We start from the raw sequence: 17,939 nt of genomic DNA, 5'->3' as shown, positions 1-17,939 counted from the left end.
ACGTCTTCGACAATAAAAAAAGGGTAAAGCCTTAGGCTTTACCCTTTAATATGCGTTAAAGATAATACTTATTCGCTAATTTCAACACCAGCACGATTAATTAAGAACTGGCTTAAAATCGGTACCGGACGACCGGTAGAGCCTTTGTTTGCACCACTATTCCAAGCCGTACCTGCGACATCTAAATGTGCCCAGTTATACTTCTTAGTAAAGCGAGACAAGAAACACGCAGCAGTAATCGAACCAGCCGGACGACCACCTAAGTTAGTCATGTCGGCAAATGGGCTGTCTAGCATGTCTTGGTATTCATCCCATAACGGCATGCGCCATGCGCGGTCACCACTTTGCTCACCAGCATTTAGCATTTCGTGTGCAAGCGGGTTATGCGAACTGAATAAACCAGAAGCATGCTTACCTAATGCAATAACACAAGCACCAGTTAAGGTAGCGGTATCAATCACTAATTCAGGGTCAAAGCGTTCAACGTAGGTTAATACATCACATAACACTAAACGACCTTCGGCATCAGTATTTAGCACTTCAACCGTTTGGCCTGACATAGTGGTTAAAATGTCGCCTGGACGATATGCGTTACCAGCAGGCATGTTTTCACAGCCAGCTAATATACCAATAACGTTGATAGGTAATTTCATTTCACACAATGCTTTCATGGTACCAATAACACCAGCAGCGCCACCCATGTCATATTTCATTTCATCCATGGCTTCGCCAGGTTTTAATGAAATCCCGCCAGAGTCAAAGGTTAACCCTTTACCGACAAGGACAATTGGCTTTTCTGTACTGTCAACGGCGCCCTGATATTCCATCACAGTCATGATTGATTCATTGGCACTAGCACGACCTACAGCAAGATAAGAGTTCATGCCCAATTTGGCCATTTGCTCTTCGCCAATAGTTGTAACGTTAAGGTTTTCGTACACTTCAGCCATTTGACGCGCTTGAGATGCCAAATACGCAGGGTTACAAATGTTAGGCGGCATGTTGGCCACGTCACGACATAAATGCATACCTGCAGATACGGCTGTTCCGTGTTCAATGGCACGTTCACCAATGGTGAGTTCACGGCGCGTAGGCACGTTGAATACCATTTTACGTAATGGACGACGAGTTTCGCCTTTACGGGTTTTTAATGCATCAAATGAATACAGGCTATTTTGAGTGCTCTCAATGGCTTGGCGAACTTTCCAATAGGTGTCGCGGCCTTTGACATGCAGTTCAGTTAAGAAGCACACTGCTTCCATTGAACCGGTTTCATTTAGGGTACTGATGGTTTTTGTGATAATTTGTTTGTATTGGCGCTCGTCTAACTCACGCTCTTTGCCACAACCAACCAGTAAAACACGTTCGCTTAGTACGTTTGGTACATGATGCAATAGCAACATTTGTCCTGGTTTACCTTCTAGGTCACCACGACGAAGTAGGTTACTAATGTAACCTTCACTGATTTTATCCAATTGCTCTGCGATACCAGACAGACGGCGAGGTTCGTACACGCCGACAACGATACAGGCTGAACGTTGCTTTTCGGGGCTGCCGCTCTTTACGCTAAACTCCATGAGCACTCCTAGATTCTTAAAGACAAATTTTTATATTTATTAGATAATGTTTGCATTAGGCCATCTGGCATATAATCAACGAAAAGGTGATAACTGTTTGGGATTATTAACGAAAAAGAGGCGTAAATTGACAGCCAAAATAGATGTTAACCATGACCCCAAAGCACCTTCCGCGCTGGTCAGAAAACTAGCAAAACTGCTGAAAGTAGACAGTTTACATGAAAGTTGCTCTGATACCAGTAAAAAGATAAGTTTAGCCACCGGATCCTACTTGTGATTGTATTTAGATATCTTATTAGTGAAGTTTTAAAAGCACAATTTGCGGTACTTTTGGTGCTGCTAACTATTTTTATTAGTCAACAATTCGTACGCGTGTTAGCCGATGCATCTGATGGCGAATTCCCCGCGTCTTTAGTGATGACATTATTAGGGTTAAACCTGCCTCAATTGACGGTGTTAGTGTTACCGCTGAGTTTCTTTTTAGCAATATTGTTGGCTCATGGGCGAATGTATGCTGAAAATGAAATGGTGGTATTGCATGGCGTCGGTGTAAGTGAATGGTATGTCACTCGTGTAACGTTGTTGCTTGCTTTTGCCAATTTATTATTTACGGCTTATTTGTCGGTTTATGTCGGACCTTGGGCTGAAGAACGTCAGAATCAGGTATTAGAAAAAGCGCAATCCGAAGCTGGATTAGCAGCCTTAACGCAAGGTCGTTTTCAAGCTAGTCCAAACGGTCGAGCGGTGTTGTTTGTTGAAAAAATAAATAAAGACAATACCTTAGATAAAGTCTTTGTAGCGCAGCTCCCTGATCCTGAAGACGAAAATGGCCTGACAAATATTGTAGTCGCCAATAAAGGTCGTGTGATTGAAGATAATATTGGCAGTCAGCAGTTACAACTTGAAAAAGGCTTCCGTTATCAGGGCAGTCCTAAATCACTCGAACTGCAAGTGATTGAGTTTGGTGGTTATAAAATGGAGATTAAAGAACAAGAAGTTGACGAGAGGCGACGTAAATTATCTGCAATGCCAGTTGAACAATTGTTGGATACTCCAGGACCAGAAGCTGCAGCTGAATTTCAGTGGCGACTAGCTATCCCTATTGCGATTCCATTATTGACTTTAATTGCGGTGCCGTTAGCGCGGGTTAATGTGCGCCAGGGTAAGTTTGCTAAAATGGGTCCCGCTATTTTGCTTTATTTAGGTTACTTTGGATTAATGATTGCAGGCCGAAAAGCCCTGCAAGATGAGGTGGTGCCGCAGTATTTAGGCATGTGGTGGATCCATGGTTTTGCGTTGATATTAGGGTTGTTATTACTTATTAAAGAGCGCCCTACAGGGATGAAGTTCTTAGGCTTATTTAAACGTAAGCAGGTGATGGCATGAGAATATTAGACCTTTATATTGCTCGTATGATCGTCAGCACATCAAGCTTGTGTTTACTTATTTTGACTGGATTATCAGGCATCATTAAGTGGGTAGATCAATTACGTTTGGTCGGGCGTGGGGCTTATACCATGCTGGACGCCGGCATTTACGTGCTATTTTTAGTACCACGTGATATTGAAATGTTTTTCCCAATGGCAGTACTGCTAGGTGCGTTAATTGGGATGGGCATGCTGGCATCAAACTCTGAATTAGTTGTGATGCAAGTTTCTGGTATGTCGCGTTTACAAATCACTCAATCTGCGATGAAAACGGCTATTCCGCTAATGATTATGGTTATGGCGCTGGGAGAGTGGGGCGCACCCATTGCGGAGAAAAGTGCAAAAGAGCTCCAAGCGACTAAAATATCGGGTGGCAGTTTGATTAAGTCTCATCGTGGTATTTGGGCAAAAGATGGTGACTTATTCGTTAATATTGGTGAGGTTCAAGACGTTAATACGCTCAGTAATATCAGTTTATATGAGTTTAACGATCAACAAGAATTAACCCGAGTGACACATGCGAATACCGCGGTATTTGTTGATGATGTTTGGCAGTTATCTGTGGTTGAGAATACCACGGTTAAAGATGACCGCGTTATTCGTGATCACCTTGATACTGATGTGTGGAAATCTTCATTAACGCCAGATAAGTTGAGTGTGGTATCGGTTAAGCCAGAGGCATTATCCATTAGTGGCTTAATTGACTACCTAGATTACTTAAAGGTTAACCAACAAGATCCTAGTCGTTATGAACTGGCTTTATGGCGCAAGGTTATGCAACCAGTAACAGTAGCTGTGATGATGCTAGTGGCATTATCGTTTGTATTTGGACCGTTACGTACTGTGACCATGGGAGCTCGCGTTCTGCTTGGCGTAGTGGCAGGATTTAGCTTTTATATCAGTAATGAGATATTTGGCCCAATGAGCATTGTATATGAATTGCCCGCGGTGGTGGGGGCAATTGCTCCCAGCATGTTATTTACTGGCTTAGCTTTGTATTACATTCGGAAATAATCAATTGTTTGTTTAGTCGATATTGAAAGTGTATATAAAAATGGCAACCCAAGGGTTGCTATTTTTATTACTTATTTGATGATTTTTTATTCGTTTTGCAGGCAAGCTAGTTTGGTATGCAGATTCGTTTGGTATGTAGATTTATTATGCACCATGCCAGTTACGCATTTGATTAGCTTCTACTGACAATACGACAACCTCTGAACGAGTCATCATGTCTTGTAATGCTAACTTGTCGGCATTGATGATAATCCACAGGTTACCAATACCCAGTAAAGACCAAATGACTCGAGCGCAGGCAGTAATAAAACTTAAATTTTGACCATTAGGGTGTTGAACCTTAAGTCGCCAAGCTCGCATACCTAAAGTTTGTCCACCTCTGCTCCAAAAAATGGCGTAAAAGCCACCAACACAAATGGCTATCCAGAATTGATACAAACCATGATAAAGCGGAGTGTTATTGAGTAAGTCTGACACATGCTCGTACTCACCCATCGCGATAAGCCCGGTGCTCTGCAGACCAAAGAAAAAACCAAAACCTAGTGCACCAGCAAACATATAAACGGCAATAGCAAGCATTGAGTCATACGCCATTGCACCTAAACGTCGAACAAAACTCGCTCGTGGGAAATTAGCATGATCTGAATTCAACATAGAGAGCCCTTACGTAAAACTAAATGATTAAATCTCATCATCTTCACGAACAAATTTGATGCTCGTAAAACCAAAACGTGCAAACTCGGTTTTACGAAATTCTTTCTCTGCTTTAGCGCCTTTTTTGGACGTTAACGCAATTTGTTTTTCTAAGATTAGAAACTTTTTCAAATCAATCCCTTCTGCTTCAGCAGCTGCTTCATAAAGATCATGATGTACGTCATAGCTAAAGGCGATAGTTTTGGTTTGGCCTTTAAAGGTATAAATCACTTGGCGTGCCATGGAGAACTCCTGAAATTAATGTAATTCACTTTTAAAAATAAAGAAAACGGCACCTAAAAGGCATAAGCCTGCCCACAAATAATCAAGTTTCAGGGCTCTTTGAGATACCAAACGGCAAAAGGGACAAATACACATAAGGTAATGACCTCTTGCAGAATCTTTAATTGTCCCACGTTCATCACGGTATAACCAAGACGATTCGCAGGAACTTGCAATAAATATTCGAATAAGGCGATCCCCCAGCTCACTAAAGCCGCGATAATCCAGGGTTTGCTATTTAAGGTTTTTAAATGACCATACCAAGCAAAAGTCATGAAGATATTACTAATACCAATCTCATTAAATATCTGGTCAGTTCAGAGTCTCTCAGGTTTTTCAATTCAAGGCGCATTGATGTAGAAATGGTTGTTCCCTTTTAAATCGATGCAACACAGAAGTGGAATACCTGAGAGACTCCATTCTGGCGGGTTTCAAAGTACTTTATGCTGCGTTAGATGTTTTCAAAATACGACGGCATGGATGCTGGAGGTAGAGTAACGCAGGAGCTTGTTACCGAGAATCACTATTCGCTTCAATCATCTGCCTTGCCTACAGCACTTTGAACTCCCGCTGAAAGTGCACATATTTAATTAGATTGGTATAACACAATAAACCGATGGTGATGACTGATGGGTGCATGATGAAGACCTTATGATAAGGATAAATACAGGTAACATGCACCAGCAGGATAACTATCTAGTGACTTTGTTAGTTTTACTGAGGTGGTGTTTGGCTTGAAGCCTTGTTGCAGCCAGTAAGTATGTGCACCTTGCACTGCCACCAGCCCAATGCCATTAACCGCCAAGTTTTTTGCCTGATTGACGATATGATTAAACAACTTTTTACCAATGCCCATACCTTGAGCACTGGGTGAGATGGCCATGTCATGTAAATACCAGCTATCGGCATTAATCTGGCCACTTATCTCGGTATCCAGTGACGGAGCATCGCCTTGCAACCAAGGATGAACAAGCGCGTAGGCCAACACATTACCTTGTTGTTCAAACACCACGCAGCTAGTCGGTGATGCTTGCCATTTACTTTGCATGACACCTAGTGATTCAGGCGTGAGTTCGACATAGCATTGCGCTTGTATTGCCATAATAGCAGGCCAGTCTGTAGTGGTAATTGAGCGGATTGACATATCATTTAGTCTTCATACTTACTGAAGTCATAATTATACTCAGAAACAGCCTAAAACCTAAGCGTTTATCTGTGCTAGAGTAAGCATAAAAAAATAGATATAAGGAATATCAATTTAATGAAAGCCAGTTTACATTCAATGAGTAAAGGCGTTGTTACATCAACATTGGTTACATCGACAGTGGCGATGTTAATTGCGGGCTCATCATTTGCTGCAATGGCTGGTGTTGAAGCATTTAAACTCGGCCCTGTGATTAAAGGTTATGGAAAAATCACTGAAGTAAATAGCAGCTTAGTGATACCCGCTGATATGAAGTTTAAAGTTGCTTTTGATTTGGGGAATGCATCTAAACCTGGAGAATTAAACCGTAGTATCGATACCTTGGCGCGCTTTATTAATATGCACGTTGCAGCAGGCGTTAAGCTTGAAGACATTTCTGTTGCGATGGTTGTGCACGGTAAAGCCGCGAATGATATGACTAAGGATCGTTTCTATCAGCAGCTCAATGCAGGACAAAAGAATGTTAACAAAGACTTAATTGCACAGCTGATTAATCATCGAGTTAGGTTTTATGTGTGTGGTCAAACTGCCGCATATTATGGCATTACACCACAAGACTTATTGCCCGGCGTTAACATGGCGTTATCGGCGTTAACTGCACATGCAGTATTAGCGCATGAAGGCTACAGCGTAAACCCGTTTTAGTTAATCATCTTGTTGAATTATCGATTAAATATATCTTGCTTAGTGTATTTGTCGATAATGCTTTGAGTTGTACCATTTTGTTCAAGCTCAGCTATAGCGGCATTAATTTGTGGTAGTAAGGCAGCATGCTCTTTACGAAGGCGCATCACTAAGTGGCCTTTTGAATGAATAGCCGCAAGAGTAATTGGGTTGTTGAGTTTTTTGGCCCAATACAACGCCGGTAAATCACCAGAGATAGCCGCATCAACGCGATTTTTATAAAGTGCTCTTATTAAGTCGCGTTCGGAAGTAAAGTCGATTCGAATAAAATCAGCGTCATCATGGTACAAATAACCACGTACTGTGCCTATTTCTTTACCTTTAATGTTATCAATATTTTGCCAATCGTTGGCTTTTTTTTCTAAGGTAATAATGTTTTCTTGGATAGCGATAATTGGGTTTGATTGGACAAAAAGTGTGCCTAATTCCTCATTAGGAAACCAACTAGGGCTTACAAAGTCAAAGTCTAATAAGCCATTATCGAGTGCATAGTTTGTTCTTTTCGGCGGGAAGTTATGCTTTTCAATTTCAATATCAGCTTTGGCAAGCAGTAACGGAACCAACTCTCCTAATATTCCAGGCTCTTTTGGAGATTCTGTAATGTAATAGGGTACCCAACTGCTTGAAGCGTTGACGTTGTACTTGAGGACGGTATTAGCCTGAACGGTAGGACCACAAAAAAACATCGCAAAGCAGGTAATTGCAATAAAGCATTTCTTCATGGTATTTCCTTATTCTTACTATTGTTTCAATACTACATCAACCTTTAAGACTTAATATTGATCAAGGCACAGTAAGCATAAACTCTGGTGTAAATTGCTTGGCATTAATACGTAAGTTTTATGATGTTTGATCAATGAGGTTTTTTTATTGCCTGGACTGAGTAATATTCCTTGTTCTAGCGCTAAACGAGCCACCAGCTTTTCATCACCACGAATATACATTGAGATGGGTTTTACAATTTTTTCATCAACGATGTGTTGATTAAAATCTTTTGCTGAAATAATTAAACTAGATTTACCATCACTGTCGAGTTTTAGTTTTGCATCAATATCGGTATCGGTGATCACTACCCATTCTTGTGCGGTGAGCCCTGCCAACATGTTCTTTAGCCCTGTACCTGTGGCTATTTCACTGTTGTTAGCTTGTTGGTATTGATCGGCAATACAGATTAATAGTCGTTTTAGTTGAGCCCCAGCTCCTTGACTACGCGCTTGACGGATCCAAGCCGTTAAGTCGTCGGCCATTAGTTTTGAAAAACGTTTTGTTTTTAATGACTCAACCATCCAGTTACATAAAAAATGGCTTTCTTGTGCTGGCGTTCTTACCGCTTTGTGTTGTGAAGCCGAGGTGTTTATGGCTTCTATTCCAGCTAGCGCAAGTGTTAATAAAGCTTGGTTATATGTTTCTGTCGTCATGTCAACTGGGTCAATAAAGTAGTGTGATGGCTAGTTTACCGTGTAGTAGCAAATTGCTAAATAGATATTTGTGTTTAGTCTCTTAACCGAGCTGTAGTCTCTATTTGAATAAGCCGCAATTCACTTAACAGTAAGCTGCGGCTAAACGATGGTCGATTATTTTTTAGGTGGAAATTGCGCCAAAATTGCTACAACTGTTTGATTAATACCTTTGGCTTTATCTTCACCACCTTGATCAAAGTGGTATTGACCATTGCCACGCCAAATGAGGCGTTTATCTGTGGGATCGATAATATCAATTTGAATGGTTTGAGTTTTTGCTGTGTCACTGCCTAGCGGAATACCAATACTGGTGCCAAGACTAATACCGCCACCAGACCCCCATGTACCCGAGCCTAAACCAATAGAAAGCCCAGAATCTTTTTCTTTGTTTTCAGTGACGAAAGCATAGTTCACTACAAAGTCGGCATTATCGGCTTTAAATACATAACCTTGGTTAAGTAACGTTTGTTTAATATCATAATTAATTCGATCTGCCGTTAACGGATCATCCGTTTGCTTTACAGTGAGTTGGTTGAATGTTTTGAGTGCTGAAAAATCATAATTAACATCATAATCTTGCTTTGGTTTTGTTGCACAAGATGCAAGTAGTACTAAGCCACTCAGCAATAAAATAGGCGTGGTCCACACTGATTTACGTGTTGAATCTTGGCCTGAACGTCTTAAATTTATCATGAGACCCTCCTTATTAACTTGCAATAATGTACAAAATTAGCTCAATTAGTATAACCTTAATATAACAATGTTTAATGCTGGCTTTGGTTGATATGGCAAGCGATGGCTTTCAATCTCAGCTACAAGTGACTATATCGTATATTTAGATGTTAAGTACCAAATTCAATATTAGCTGAGGTTAAGCATTCTAATGATGGAACAGTTAAGTTTTTTTGCGGTGCCCAGCCCATGTATCGGCGTTTGTCAGTCTGACAGTCGTGGATATTGTATGGGCTGCCTTCGAAGCCGTGATGAACGTTTTAACTGGATGAGTTACAGCGAATTGCAAAAACAAGATGTGATCCGTTTGTGCACACAGCGCAAACGTCGCCGTCAATATGCCTTACATAAAGCTAAGCAGCTGGTGTTGCAAACCCAGCAAACGTCACACACGCCTCAATTAGATTTTGATAGTGCGTCAACGCCTGCTGATGATGTTGATTTAACCGACTTTAGTTTAGATTAATACTTTTTATTACGCTTTCATTGCCTGCCAAAATAGTCTGAAACTGGCTTTTCTGTGTATCTCGTCATCACCTAAATGCGGGTTGTCGGTAAAAAAACGAATCGCAGCTAAATACTGACCATGGCAATTTTCGAGCAATAAGGCATTGGGGATATCAGCGATAATTTGTTGCTGTTTACCTTGAGTAATCAATTCGACAACAAATCCAAGAATGCTATTCATTGCTTGCTTCCTGACGTCAACATCAATGTCTGCTGACATCGAGTATTGTAGAAAAAAAAGTTGCTTTAAGGGTTGTGCAATGGCCCAGTCGATGGCTTTTTGCCATAACGTATTGGCATCTCGTTCGATATCGCCACTAAAATCTGTGCTGCTCACCATGTTGGTAGCAAACTCTTGTTTAATTGATAAAAAAAGCTGATTCATGATGTCTTTTTTTGTCGGAAAATGATGAAACAACGTGCCCGTTGCCACGCCAGCCGCTTTGGCTATCGATGCAGTCGACGTCGCATTGAAGCCTTTGTTAACAAACAACTGTAAAGCCGAATGTAAAATGGCTTGTTTTTTATCGGTGGTCACAATCGATTTACTGCTCATTGAGTCAACATGCCTTTTTAATCTATGGTCAATTCATCTTTGGTATTTTTAGCTATGAATCCATCTAGCTATGGATCATTTCTCTTGTCTTTTTGATGACAAACTTTGCTAAGCAAGTATCGCTAATAACAGCAATACTTGCAGTCGCGATGATGAGAAGAGTTAACGTAAGAAAAACTTCATCAATAATTTTTGGATCACCCCGCCATAAGGAGGATGAACAAAAATGCCTGTATTAATTTTGCCACTGTTTAATATGGTTTTAGCGTGACTAAAGGTTAAGAAACCTTCCTTGCCATGATAGTGTCCCATACCAGACGGACCAATACCGCCAAAGGGCGCATCATCGGCGGCCACATGGAATACAGTGTCATTAATACAAACGCCACCAGAATGGGTTTGCTGCAATACTTGTTGCTGCGTTTGTTGCTCAAAACTCATGAGATACAAGGCTAATGGTCGGTCATTTCGGTTGATATAACCTATTACTTCATCCACCGACTGATAGCTAATAATAGGCAATATTGGCCCAAATATTTCATCCTGCATAATGAGCATGTCGTCTGTGGTATGTGTGACTAGCTGGGTGGCTATTTTTCGCTGAGTTGTTGATATTGGACCATCAATTGCTGAGGTGATTGTTGCACCTTTAGCCTTGGCATCTTCTAGCACCGCCAGCAAACGCTGGTATTGACGGTCATTAATGATATTGCCGTAATCTTGGTTTGTGTCGAAATTAGGGTACATTTTATTAAAGCGACGTTGATAAGCAGCAATAAAGGCGTCAACTTTTTCCGCAGGGCACAATACATAGTCAGGTGCGACACAAATTTGGCCTGCATTTAAACATTTGCCAAAAATAAGTCTTTCTACAGCGGTGTCGATTGGCATGTCTGGAGCGATGATGGCTGGAGATTTACCGCCTAATTCTAATGTTACAGGGGTCAGGTTATCAGCTGCTGCGCGCATAACATGGCGGCCAACAACGGTTGAGCCGGTAAACAGAATATGATCAAATGGTAATGCTGAGAATGCTGCGGCTACATCAGCTTCACCTTCCACTAACTCGACTTCATTTGAGTCAAAAATTGTTGCTAGCATCTTGCGCAATACCGCATTCGTTGCCGGAGTGAATTCCGACATTTTCAGCATGGCTCCATTACCAGCAGCAATGGCGGTGGTCAGCGGACCCATAGATAACATTACCGGGAAGTTCCACGGCACAATAATACCGATTACGCCTAAGGGCTGATATTGCACCGACACTTTAGACGGGGACAGTAATAAACCAGCATGACGGCGACTGGGTTTCATCCATGACTTAAGATGCTTGATAGTGTAATTGATGTTATTCACACAAGGCATAATATCCGAAATGATGGTGTCGTTTGGCGAGCGGTGACCGTAATCATTAATTAATGCATCGATGATAGGCTGTTGGTAATCAAGTAAAGCTTGCTTTAGCTGGGTTAATTTATCTACCCGAGATTGGTAACTAGGTGCTGGATTGGACTGAAAACGTGCTCGTTGATCAGTAAGTAACTGTCGTAATTGAGTTTGATTATTATCAACGGCCATATTCATTTTCGATCTCCTGCAAAAATAACAATATTGATTTTATAAGCCCGACATTACTCGAGCTAATAAACCGACTGATTAGTCGGTCTGATGTTATGCCTGTTTATGATCTAAAGCAAGTTTTCGCCTTTGATTTGATTTTGATCACTAAGTAAGCTTTTAATACTGACTATACTTAATTTATTAGGATGGAGCCGAGTGTGTTCTCATGAGGCTTGTAATGTCATTGCAAAAGCACACTTTGCATTGTGGAGGAGAATAATATGCGAACACGTAATATTTTATGGCCTACCGATTTTTCTGATACCGCGTCACATGCTTTACGCTATGCCATTGAAATGGCAAATTTATATCAAGTGGGCATTCGTATTCTACACGTTGTAGATCAACCTTTTGGTGATGAGAATTACATGGTTCTTGCGATAACGCCCGAAGAGTTGGCTAAAAGTATGGAAGATGCAGCGGCGAGCAAAATGCATGAGTTATTAGGTCAGTTGAATACTAAATTAGAGATTGAAACGGTTATTCGACGTGGTGATGCCATTGATGAAATTTTGGCCGAAGCTAACAGTGGTGATATTGGTATGGTGGTTATTGCCAGTCATGGTAGAACTGGCCTGTCTCATTTTTTACATGATAACGTGGCTGAAGCGATTGCCAATAAAGCTGAGTGTCCGGTGTTAGTGGTCAAATAAAATCGACGCTATCGTTTACTTATGGTGATTTTCACTAGGTTAAAAGCGAGAACCCGGTTGTGTTAAAAATGCGAGTTCGGCAGCCGTAGATTCACGACCTAAAATGGCATTACGATGTGGATAGCGATTAAATTGCGCAATAATCGCTTGATGCTGATGCTGGCTTGGTAAATTGTTGGGTGCATATTGTTCAAACAATGGCAAAGCTTGCTGGTGGATCTCCATCGATTCGCTATGCATGTATGGCATGATTAAAAATGCAGCCTGGTGCACGGGTAACTCTGCTAAACAACCGAGTGTAACAGCCTGTTGTGCAAGCTCCAACGCGATATTGTCAGCGGAAAATGCGGCTGGAGTATCGCGATAAATGTTTCGCGAAAATTGATCTAATACGATTATTTCGGCCAATCGACCTTGGGCATCTTTACGCCAATGTTGTAATTCACCCTTGATAGCCGCCTGTAATGTGGCGCCATATGTTTTTTTTATCTGCAAATCTAACTCGGTATTTTTTACCCACCATTGTTTTGGGGATATTTGAACAAACCAAAAATCGATAATATCGTCTACGCTGACATTTGTTGTTTGTATTTCATTCATTATATTAAATCCAATTTTGGTTATTATTGACTGTGGCATTGAGAGACTGAGCCACAATCTGTTGTGCAACCGATGTGGGAATATACGGAAATACCACGTTGCCACTGGCCAAACCGATTTCAACATAGGCTAGCTGAGCATGCTTTTGGCTTTTAGTTTGGGTAATTTTAACGTGTTGAACTTTTTCAAATGCGACCCGTTTCCATTGTTGACCGAAAAAGCCGCTATGCTGCCAAATAACCTTATCTGCCACTACATATCCCCATTGTTTATAACGAATGTAAATCGCTAACATGATCATGGTTGCAGCAAACCAAGTGAACTCAAAAAACTCAAGGCTATGATGACCATAGTAACCCACAATAGTGAGTACGATAGCTGGAAAGATCGGTAAAACGATTCGCTTTGTCAGCCAATTTATATGGATAGGCTTATAACTATTGGGTAATGCACTTGCGCCGCCACTGAGTTGGGGAATACTAGCTAGGAGTGATTCAATTTCAGTGGACTTTACACTAGGAACGAGCATGTGCTGTTTGGTTTTTTGTTCAACCTCATGGCCTTTGACTTGTTTAAAATATAAGGTCCAGCGGTTAAATAAACGTGCAATAGCGGGTTGTTGAACCTGGACTAATTGAATTCGTTTTATGGCCAGTGCATCTTGTTGATGTGAAATGACACCGCCACTTCGCTGTATGGTTTCATCATGTTTATCGAGCTGATATGGATGATATTTTAAAATAGCTGCCACAATTGAAATTAACGAAAACAAGCTGTAAATCGCAAATAACCCCACGATGACCATGATGGTTTGCAAACCAATGTTTTGATGGGTTTGCTGCTGCACCCATAACCAAAACTGCTGCGCGAGCGGTGAGTCGAATATTTTATCCCAATCTATTTGGCCTGCTATAGGGCCAGCGATAACAGCAAACCAAATAAAATTGTTTTGATAAAAACCAAATAAGACTAAATCAGCTAAACTTTTACGCACAATAGGTTGGGTGTTATCGATGTTTTGTTGGCTGTTTACGTTTGGAAGTTCATCTGTCGAGGTTACTTTTGTATGGCTTAAATTTAACAGTAAACGTTTTAACGTTTGCGCCTGTAATGTATCTAAGGCGGCTAAATGAGCTTCATCTTTTTTAGAACCAGCGGTTTCAATCACCAAAGTGCCGAGAGACAACGGCTTAAAGTAAAACGGCTGTTCATAACGAATGTTTTGTATTCGGCTTAGCGGTATTTCATCCTTTTTGGTAAATATTAAACCGCGTTTGACTTCAAGTTGATGGTTATGAAGACGAAAACGAAATTTACGCCATTCTATTATCGCAAAAATTGTCACCAGTATTAATAATACACTCGAGGCCAATATGCCCCACTGCATATCAAAACCTTGTTGCCACCCTGTATACACGATTGGCACGATAGCGAAACCGTTACTGAGGATATTTTTCAACGTACTGAAAATATTACTGACAATGGACCAAGCTGACAATGCTTGCCATTGTTGAAAATCATTTGTCGGATTGTCGTTGAGCTTTGTATCAACGCTATTTTTTTCTGTCTCCCCATCAACGGTTTTGACCGCGTCGGCAACATTTACGGCGAATGACCGATTAGTTTCCATTTCATCAATATCAACAGGCTGGGCATCATCTGATGATGTTGATGACTTATCCATTGTGATTATCCTGTTGAGGAGGTTGAATGGATAACGGATCCGTTTCAGCGTCAGATGACGTTGGATCAATAATTTCAGCTTCGGTTATGAGTAATTGATGACTTGCTGCTGCTTGGCTCAATAAATGTTGACGTAAATGTTCAGCTAAATCGGCATTAAGACCTGGCAGATCTATCTCAGCTAAACCGCTACCGGCACTGAAACATTTTAAAGTGACTAAATTGTATTTTCGCTCGAGCGGCCCTTGAGACAAATTAACATGTTGCAGCCGAGTATAAGGTAGTGCCGTTGTTGATACCCAAAATAAACCTTCACGAAACACCATTTCATGTTTAAACAATCCGTAAGTAATTTTGTGTGCTTTAAGGTGGATAAGCTTTATCACCACAACGGCCAATATCATGGCTGAAACCAAGCCTACTGATGCGATTATCAATGGCAGTGGTTTAGTTATTAATAGAAATGCGCTTAAAACCGTTATGATTATCACCGCCACGACACTGCTAATGATCAATAATAGTTTAGGGTAATTAGGATCAATATTGCTCAGTGGCAACTCGGTAAGTTGAATGTACTCATCTTGGGATAAAAGCGGACCGTGGTCATAATCGTGCGCTATTGTGCTTCCTGCTGAGGACATTGCTGAGGTATCACTTACCGCTAACAGATCATTTAATGGCGGTTGTGCTATAGGACTCTTTGGTTGCGGCGGTGTATCCATGTCTATTGATTTTCCATATTTGATAGCTAGCTATTGTTAAAAACTATAACCAGATTGTCTCTACATAGGTAGTGTTAATCATAGTGGGTTATTGATAAATCAATCAATTATCCTTATATCCATGATTAATTCAGTCACAATGCCGCGATTATTTCAGCCGCATTGGGCTGGCTCTGGCAATAGTGCTTGCGTGATTGACTACAGATGCAGTAATTTCTACTGAGTGATGTAGAGGTAATAGGGTGTGTGAAGGATGTTTTCGAATAATTACGTGATCAATAAATCGCAAAAAGCATTTCTACGAAAATTGTATTTAGCGCACCTGCTGGATGAAGAGCAACACAACTTATTAAGCTTACATAAATTGACTCTTATGCCAAGAAGGACATTGCAAGATGCGATAGCGGCATTTGCTGATATTGGTATTGAAGTGGATTTTGTGCAACAAGGCCAGCGACATAATGAAGGTTATTATCGCATTTCAACTTGGGGCCCAATCAGTAGCGCCTGGGTTAATAGTCATTTTGAGCAGATTAAACAACACATTGAAACGGCTGGCGAGTCAGAAATGATCCTTTAGGTCGTCTATATTGTAATAATGGGTTGCTGAAAGGGTTATTCATGACGATACAAATACTATTATTTAATGCGCAAGGTCAGCTGTTATCACAAGGTGATGAGACTCTCATGAGCCAGTATGATCCACAACTGCAGCTAATATGGGTCGATATTTCAGGCCAGCATAGCCAAGCGTTTTTCAAGCAATACCCTTTGTTTGGCATTGATCATCTCGATTTTGAAGAAGCACAGCGAGAACGTCACCCACCCCAGTTTGAAGAATATGATTCACATTCATATTTGTTAACCCACGAGCTTATGGCTAGAGATGAGTATCTTCTGCTCGAACGCAGCCAGTTATTGCTGCATGTCAATGACCGCTTCTTGGTTACCCAACACCTGAAACCTTCTATCAGTGTTAACAAAGTGATCCAACGAATTAGTGCACAAGGTTGCCTCGAAAGTACAGAAATGAGCCGAGTCAGTTTTGAATTGATGCGCCAAATTGTGATTGATTATCTGGCGGTGATGTTGGCATTAGAAGAGCGTTTAGGGGAAATAGAAGATGAAATTTTTGATGTGTCTACTGATGATTTATTAGCAGAGCTAATCGCTTATAGCAGTAAGTTACAAAAAGCCAAACGTTCGTTTAGTTACCACGAAGAAATCTTGCAACAATTACTTGGCGATGACACCCATCTGCATATTAAGATGGACTATGAACAATTGAGCTATTTATATAATCAGTTTGAACGCCTATCCAGTCGTGCCAGTCTTTATCAAGGTTTAGTGGACAGTTTAATCAATGGTTATATTTCGGTGAGTGCCCATAAAACTAACCGGGTGATGATGACGTTAACAATGGTCACTGCGATTTTTTTACCGTTAACATTAGTCGCCGGCATTTACGGAATGAACTTTGACAATATGCCTGAATTAAAATGGCATTTTGGTTATTTTTCGGTATTAATCCTAATGGCAGTCATTGTGGTTTCAGGTTTATGGATTGCGAGAATCAAGCGTTGGTATTAATTAAGGCAAGCGAGATAAGAGGGTGATTGAGTGGCAGGATTTCAACATGGATTAGATTTTGGTGAGCTACAAAATGGCTTAACTCAAGATACCGTCGTTGTGCCAACGACGACTAACCAAATCAGTCCGCCGGTTACTTGGATTAAAGGTTTTTTGTCCCCCAAGCAGCAACAGTTATTAATGATGGAAGTAGAGCAATACCCATTAGATCGCGTGGCGATTGAAGTCTATGGCAAGCAGCATTTTATTCCTCGCACCCAAGCTTGGTTTGGCGACCAGGGTTGTGATTATCACTATTCAAAATTACACATCACCGCGCTGGCTTGGCCAAAAGTGTTAAGCCGATTACGGGCAAAACTGCTTAGTGAGCATCAAATAGACAGTAACTCAGTGTTAGTTAATCGCTATGCCGATGGCCGTGACTGTATGGGCTGGCACAGTGATGATGAACCTGAAATTATCACCGGTTCGGCAATTGCTTCTGTCACGTTAGGCGCCTGTAGAGATTTTGTTGTGCGCCATAAACCGACGCAAACCAAAGTTACTTTCCCTTTGGCATCAGGTGACTTACTCATTATGCATCCTGGTATGCAGCAACACTGGCAACATGCTTTACCTAAGCGTCTTAAGGTGACTGAAGCGCGTATTAACTTCACTTTTCGGCACATTATTGCTAATTACTACCGTTAATTAATGGTGAATTTTTATTGTACAAAATATTCAGGCTTAACAGCAACAAACTGACGAACACATAGGCTGATTATTCGAGTGTGGCCAGCACGTGAGGAGCGACAACATCTGGACCTAGGGGGATCTTAAATAGGTCAATGATGTTAATATGCTTAGATATCAACTTGAGAAAATGTGTGCACAAACTTTAAGTTTTAGCCCGCTTGTTTGACCTTTATTGGGCAAACCAGTACTCTTTGATTTCA

Annotated in this window: 20 protein-coding genes and 1 pseudogene; 8 read left to right on the top strand and 13 right to left on the bottom strand. The window is 41.0% G+C overall.

Annotation, left to right across the window (positions count from 1 at the left end):
* Positions 1-68: 68 nt before the first annotated feature.
* Positions 69-1,577: a leucyl aminopeptidase gene (gene pepA, locus EGC86_RS08295; RefSeq protein WP_011636398.1), complete on the bottom strand. Its 1,509-nt coding sequence runs from the start codon at positions 1,575-1,577 to the stop codon at positions 69-71.
* A 273-nt stretch (positions 1,578-1,850) separates the two neighbouring features.
* On the opposite strand from pepA, the gene lptF reads away from it, so the two are divergent.
* Positions 1,851-2,963 carry an LPS export ABC transporter permease LptF gene (lptF, locus tag EGC86_RS08290; RefSeq protein WP_123777202.1) on the top strand — a complete coding sequence of 371 codons (1,113 nt, stop codon included), beginning with the start codon at positions 1,851-1,853 and terminating at the stop codon, positions 2,961-2,963.
* Positions 2,960-4,018 (top strand): LPS export ABC transporter permease LptG, encoded by a 1,059-nt coding sequence (gene lptG / locus EGC86_RS08285; RefSeq protein ID WP_123777201.1) that lies wholly within the window; start codon positions 2,960-2,962, stop codon positions 4,016-4,018. Before lptF ends, lptG begins: the two co-directional genes overlap by 4 nt.
* Before the next feature lie 144 nt (positions 4,019-4,162).
* Here the strand turns inward: lptG and EGC86_RS08280 are convergent, their stop codons facing one another.
* From EGC86_RS08280 to EGC86_RS08265, 4 genes and pseudogenes are all read right to left on the bottom strand, one after another.
* Complete coding sequence (locus EGC86_RS08280) at positions 4,163-4,672, bottom strand: RDD family protein (protein ID WP_011636401.1); 510 nt, start codon at positions 4,670-4,672, stop codon at positions 4,163-4,165.
* A gap of 27 nt (positions 4,673-4,699) precedes the next feature.
* Positions 4,700-4,954, bottom strand: coding sequence for a DUF2960 domain-containing protein (locus EGC86_RS08275; protein ID WP_011636402.1), 255 nt, complete (start codon positions 4,952-4,954; stop codon positions 4,700-4,702).
* A gap of 15 nt (positions 4,955-4,969) precedes the next feature.
* Positions 4,970-5,268 (bottom strand): annotated as a pseudogene (locus EGC86_RS08270) (DMT family protein).
* Positions 5,269-5,642: 374 nt separating this feature from the next.
* A complete protein-coding gene (locus EGC86_RS08265; protein ID WP_123777200.1) occupies positions 5,643-6,137 on the bottom strand; it encodes a GNAT family N-acetyltransferase in 495 nt (164 codons plus the stop codon).
* Between the two features lie 117 nt (positions 6,138-6,254).
* On the opposite strand from EGC86_RS08265, the gene EGC86_RS08260 reads away from it, so the two are divergent.
* Complete coding sequence (locus tag EGC86_RS08260) at positions 6,255-6,842, top strand: DsrE family protein (protein WP_123777199.1); 588 nt, start codon at positions 6,255-6,257, stop codon at positions 6,840-6,842.
* Between the two features lie 17 nt (positions 6,843-6,859).
* Here the strand turns inward: EGC86_RS08260 and EGC86_RS08255 are convergent, their stop codons facing one another.
* From EGC86_RS08255 to EGC86_RS08245, 3 genes are all read right to left on the bottom strand, one after another.
* Complete coding sequence (locus tag EGC86_RS08255; RefSeq protein ID WP_123777198.1) at positions 6,860-7,603, bottom strand: substrate-binding periplasmic protein; 744 nt, start codon at positions 7,601-7,603, stop codon at positions 6,860-6,862.
* Between the two features lie 51 nt (positions 7,604-7,654).
* Positions 7,655-8,299, bottom strand: a complete 645-nt coding sequence (locus EGC86_RS08250) for a DUF2913 family protein (protein ID WP_011636407.1) — start codon at positions 8,297-8,299, stop codon at positions 7,655-7,657.
* A 156-nt stretch (positions 8,300-8,455) separates the two neighbouring features.
* Positions 8,456-9,034, bottom strand: coding sequence for a DUF4136 domain-containing protein (locus EGC86_RS08245; protein WP_123777197.1), 579 nt, complete (start codon positions 9,032-9,034; stop codon positions 8,456-8,458).
* A 193-nt stretch (positions 9,035-9,227) separates the two neighbouring features.
* On the opposite strand from EGC86_RS08245, the gene EGC86_RS08240 reads away from it, so the two are divergent.
* A complete protein-coding gene (locus EGC86_RS08240) occupies positions 9,228-9,539 on the top strand; it encodes a DUF1289 domain-containing protein (protein WP_165872394.1) in 312 nt (103 codons plus the stop codon).
* A gap of 9 nt (positions 9,540-9,548) precedes the next feature.
* Here the strand turns inward: EGC86_RS08240 and EGC86_RS08235 are convergent, their stop codons facing one another.
* Positions 9,549-10,136 (bottom strand): TetR/AcrR family transcriptional regulator, encoded by a 588-nt coding sequence (locus EGC86_RS08235; protein WP_123777195.1) that lies wholly within the window; start codon positions 10,134-10,136, stop codon positions 9,549-9,551.
* A gap of 162 nt (positions 10,137-10,298) precedes the next feature.
* On the bottom strand, positions 10,299-11,720 hold the full coding sequence (locus tag EGC86_RS08230) for a coniferyl aldehyde dehydrogenase (protein ID WP_123777194.1): 1,422 nt from the start codon (positions 11,718-11,720) through the stop codon (positions 10,299-10,301).
* Between the two features lie 257 nt (positions 11,721-11,977).
* Here EGC86_RS08230 and EGC86_RS08225 point away from each other — a divergent pair, with 257 nt between their 5' ends.
* On the top strand, positions 11,978-12,409 hold the full coding sequence (locus EGC86_RS08225; protein WP_123777193.1) for a universal stress protein: 432 nt from the start codon (positions 11,978-11,980) through the stop codon (positions 12,407-12,409).
* Between the two features lie 39 nt (positions 12,410-12,448).
* Here the strand turns inward: EGC86_RS08225 and EGC86_RS08220 are convergent, their stop codons facing one another.
* From EGC86_RS08220 to EGC86_RS08210, 3 genes are read right to left on the bottom strand one after another with little or no spacing between them, the layout of a single operon-like run.
* On the bottom strand, positions 12,449-13,009 hold the full coding sequence (locus EGC86_RS08220; protein ID WP_123777192.1) for a DUF924 family protein: 561 nt from the start codon (positions 13,007-13,009) through the stop codon (positions 12,449-12,451).
* A gap of 4 nt (positions 13,010-13,013) precedes the next feature.
* Positions 13,014-14,693: a PH domain-containing protein gene (locus EGC86_RS08215; protein ID WP_123777191.1), complete on the bottom strand. Its 1,680-nt coding sequence runs from the start codon at positions 14,691-14,693 to the stop codon at positions 13,014-13,016.
* Positions 14,686-15,414, bottom strand: coding sequence for a PH domain-containing protein (locus EGC86_RS08210; protein WP_245423118.1), 729 nt, complete (start codon positions 15,412-15,414; stop codon positions 14,686-14,688). The genes EGC86_RS08215 and EGC86_RS08210 overlap by 8 nt, the downstream gene beginning before the upstream one ends.
* A gap of 253 nt (positions 15,415-15,667) precedes the next feature.
* Here EGC86_RS08210 and EGC86_RS08205 point away from each other — a divergent pair, with 253 nt between their 5' ends.
* The 3 genes from EGC86_RS08205 to EGC86_RS08195 are packed head-to-tail and all read left to right on the top strand — an operon-like array spanning position 15,668 to position 17,694.
* A complete protein-coding gene (locus EGC86_RS08205) occupies positions 15,668-15,994 on the top strand; it encodes a winged helix-turn-helix domain-containing protein (RefSeq protein ID WP_011636416.1) in 327 nt (108 codons plus the stop codon).
* Positions 15,995-16,035: 41 nt separating this feature from the next.
* Positions 16,036-17,004 carry a magnesium transporter CorA family protein gene (locus EGC86_RS08200; protein ID WP_059746502.1) on the top strand — a complete coding sequence of 323 codons (969 nt, stop codon included), beginning with the start codon at positions 16,036-16,038 and terminating at the stop codon, positions 17,002-17,004.
* Positions 17,005-17,034: 30 nt separating this feature from the next.
* Complete coding sequence (locus EGC86_RS08195; protein WP_123777190.1) at positions 17,035-17,694, top strand: alpha-ketoglutarate-dependent dioxygenase AlkB family protein; 660 nt, start codon at positions 17,035-17,037, stop codon at positions 17,692-17,694.
* Positions 17,695-17,939: the final 245 nt, after the last annotated feature.

This window comes from Shewanella frigidimarina, assembly GCF_003797125.1.
Classification (GTDB): domain Bacteria; phylum Pseudomonadota; class Gammaproteobacteria; order Enterobacterales; family Shewanellaceae; genus Shewanella; species Shewanella frigidimarina.
This window is presented reverse-complemented; position numbering and strand designations above follow the sequence as displayed.

Bases quoted from the DNA above. Each gene is read 5' to 3' on its own strand.
- EGC86_RS08205 (WP_011636416.1), top strand. From the start codon at position 15,668: ATGTTTTCGAATAATTACGTGATCAATAAATCGCAAAAAGCATTTCTA.
- EGC86_RS08230 (WP_123777194.1), bottom strand. From the start codon at position 11,720: ATGAATATGGCCGTTGATAATAATCAAACTCAATTACGACAGTTACTT.
- EGC86_RS08225 (WP_123777193.1), top strand. From the start codon at position 11,978: ATGCGAACACGTAATATTTTATGGCCTACCGATTTTTCTGATACCGCG.
- EGC86_RS08220 (WP_123777192.1), bottom strand. From the start codon at position 13,009: ATGAATGAAATACAAACAACAAATGTCAGCGTAGACGATATTATCGAT.
- EGC86_RS08240 (WP_165872394.1), top strand. From the start codon at position 9,228: ATGGAACAGTTAAGTTTTTTTGCGGTGCCCAGCCCATGTATCGGCGTT.
- EGC86_RS08275 (WP_011636402.1), bottom strand. From the start codon at position 4,954: ATGGCACGCCAAGTGATTTATACCTTTAAAGGCCAAACCAAAACTATC.
- lptG (WP_123777201.1), top strand. From the start codon at position 2,960: ATGAGAATATTAGACCTTTATATTGCTCGTATGATCGTCAGCACATCA.
- EGC86_RS08260 (WP_123777199.1), top strand. From the start codon at position 6,255: ATGAAAGCCAGTTTACATTCAATGAGTAAAGGCGTTGTTACATCAACA.
- EGC86_RS08255 (WP_123777198.1), bottom strand. From the start codon at position 7,603: ATGAAGAAATGCTTTATTGCAATTACCTGCTTTGCGATGTTTTTTTGT.
- EGC86_RS08280 (WP_011636401.1), bottom strand. From the start codon at position 4,672: ATGTTGAATTCAGATCATGCTAATTTCCCACGAGCGAGTTTTGTTCGA.
- EGC86_RS08265 (WP_123777200.1), bottom strand. From the start codon at position 6,137: ATGTCAATCCGCTCAATTACCACTACAGACTGGCCTGCTATTATGGCA.
- EGC86_RS08245 (WP_123777197.1), bottom strand. From the start codon at position 9,034: ATGATAAATTTAAGACGTTCAGGCCAAGATTCAACACGTAAATCAGTG.
- EGC86_RS08235 (WP_123777195.1), bottom strand. From the start codon at position 10,136: ATGAGCAGTAAATCGATTGTGACCACCGATAAAAAACAAGCCATTTTA.
- EGC86_RS08215 (WP_123777191.1), bottom strand. From the start codon at position 14,693: ATGGATAAGTCATCAACATCATCAGATGATGCCCAGCCTGTTGATATT.
- pepA (WP_011636398.1), bottom strand. From the start codon at position 1,577: ATGGAGTTTAGCGTAAAGAGCGGCAGCCCCGAAAAGCAACGTTCAGCC.
- EGC86_RS08250 (WP_011636407.1), bottom strand. From the start codon at position 8,299: ATGACGACAGAAACATATAACCAAGCTTTATTAACACTTGCGCTAGCT.
- EGC86_RS08210 (WP_245423118.1), bottom strand. From the start codon at position 15,414: ATGGATACACCGCCGCAACCAAAGAGTCCTATAGCACAACCGCCATTA.
- EGC86_RS08200 (WP_059746502.1), top strand. From the start codon at position 16,036: ATGACGATACAAATACTATTATTTAATGCGCAAGGTCAGCTGTTATCA.